3 protein-coding genes and 1 pseudogene are annotated in these 1,871 nt (G+C 62.9%); 3 read left to right on the plus strand and 1 reads right to left on the minus strand.

From position 1 onward, the window contains the following. Window positions 1–250: DUF1476 domain-containing protein (locus HC022_RS25545; protein ID WP_167454261.1), on the minus strand; the 250-nt coding region annotated here is incomplete at its 3' end. Window positions 251–411: 161 nt separating this feature from the next. On the opposite strand from HC022_RS25545, the gene purC reads away from it, so the two are divergent. The 3 genes and pseudogenes from purC to HC022_RS25560 all read left to right on the plus strand — a co-directional run. Then, window positions 412–1,173 carry a phosphoribosylaminoimidazolesuccinocarboxamide synthase gene (gene purC / locus HC022_RS25550; RefSeq protein WP_008884775.1) on the plus strand — a complete coding sequence of 254 codons (762 nt, stop codon included), beginning with the start codon at window positions 412–414 and terminating at the stop codon, window positions 1,171–1,173. A gap of 87 nt (window positions 1,174–1,260) precedes the next feature. Next, complete coding sequence (purS, locus tag HC022_RS25555; RefSeq protein WP_008885718.1) at window positions 1,261–1,491, plus strand: phosphoribosylformylglycinamidine synthase subunit PurS; 231 nt, start codon at window positions 1,261–1,263, stop codon at window positions 1,489–1,491. Between the two features lie 80 nt (window positions 1,492–1,571). After that, window positions 1,572–1,871: pseudogene (locus tag HC022_RS25560) on the plus strand (hypothetical protein); the annotation flags it as partial.

Raw genomic sequence — 1,871 nt, forward strand, 5'->3', positions numbered from 1 at the left:
GGTCGGCGTCGGCCTTGCCGGCGAGATCGTCGGCGACCTTGCGCACCACGTCCTCGTGCCCGGCTTCGGCGAAATCGGCCTTGATCACGTCGCGGGCGTAGTCGTCGGCCTCGGTACCGGATTTGCCGAGCAGGTCGGCAGCCCACAGACCCAGCAGCTTGTTGCAGCGGGCCTCGGCACGGAAACTCATCTCCGCATCATGGGCGAACTTGTTTTCAAACGCCTTTTCACGCTCGTCGAAAGTGGTCATGGATACGGCTCCCCCCCGCGTTCAATCGCTCGTTTGAAAAGATATTCACTCCCTTGGGGCCGCGCAACCCCAACCGTCCGCTTGCGACGCGCGTGGGCTTGATTTATAGGGCCTCGCAGGACGCAGGGGTCCCCTCTGCGCGCCCCTCTGAAAGGATTGCCATGGCACGCCGCAAGAAGATCTACGAAGGCAAGGCGAAAATTCTCTACGAAGGCCCGGAGCCCGGGACCATCGTGCAGTATTTCAAGGACGACGCGACCGCCTTCAACGCCCAGAAAAAGGACGTGATCGAGGGCAAGGGCGTGCTGAACAACCGCCTGTCCGAGTTCTTCATGACCGGGCTGAACAACATCGGCGTGCCGACCCACTTCCTCAAGCGCCTCAACATGCGCGAGCAGCTGGTCCGCGCCTGCGAGATCATCCCGCTCGAGATCATCGTGCGCAACTTCGCCGCCGGTTCGCTTGCCAAGCGCCTCGGGCTCGAGGAAGGCACGCCGCTGCCGCGCCCGATCGTGGAATACTGCTACAAGGACGACAAGCTGGGCGATCCGCTGGTCACCGAAGAGCACATCGCCGCGTTCGGCTGGGCCAGCCAGCAGGACATGGACGACGTCCTGAGTCTCGCGCTGCGGGTCAACGACTACCTGTCGGGCCTGATGTACGGCGTGGGCATCCGCCTCGTCGACTTCAAGATCGAGATCGGCCGGGTTTATGATGGCGACTACCAGCGCCTGATCGTGGCCGACGAGATCTCGCCGGATTCGATGCGCCTGTGGGACATCGAGACGGGCAAGAAGCTCGACAAGGACGTGTTCCGGCGCGACCTCGGCTCGCTCACCGACGCCTATACCGAGGTGGCGCAGCGCCTTGGGGTGATGCCGAAGCAGGCCACCCACATGGCCAAGCCGAAGCTCATCAACTGAGACAGTGTCGCGCCCGTCAGGGCGTGACATCAGGATTTATGGAAAGATGAAAGGCGCTGGCCTTTCGAAGGGAACGGAGTGGTCGCCATGATGGCACGTGTGCATGTGATGCTGAAGGACGGCGTGCTCGATCCGCAGGGCGAGGCGGTGCGCCACGCGCTGCACGGGCTGGGCTTCGACGGCGTCGGTGGCGTGCGACAGGGCAAGGTGATCGAGATCGAACTCGCCGAGGGGACCACCGAGGCGACCGTCACCGAGATGTGCGAGCAGCTGCTCGCCAACACGGTGATCGAGAGTTACAGCATCGAATTGATCTGATCGGGGCTGGTTTCAGTCTCTGTTTAGACTTTTGGGGTTAGGAACCTCCCGTCTGCCATGCAACGGGACGGTGTCCGCCCATGAAACTTCCCAAATTCTCCCTCAAGGCTCGGCTCGCGCTGAGCCTTGCGCTTTTGCTGCTGGTCTGCAGTGGCGCGATGTTCGCCACCTTCGATTTTCAGACCCAGCGCTCGATGATCGCTGCCGCACAGGCGCGGCAGGACACTTCGCTGCGGATCCTGGTCGATCAGTTCTCTTCGGTCTACGACGGGATCGAGGTCGAGATGTCGCCCGACGGTCAGATCGACGAGCTGCGATGGGCGGCCCTGCCCGAGATTGACGGCCATGCGGTGATCGACCGCGTGGGGCGGATCTCGGGC

This window comes from Salipiger sp. HF18 (assembly GCF_011806505.1).
GTDB lineage: Bacteria > Pseudomonadota > Alphaproteobacteria > Rhodobacterales > Rhodobacteraceae > Salipiger > Salipiger thiooxidans.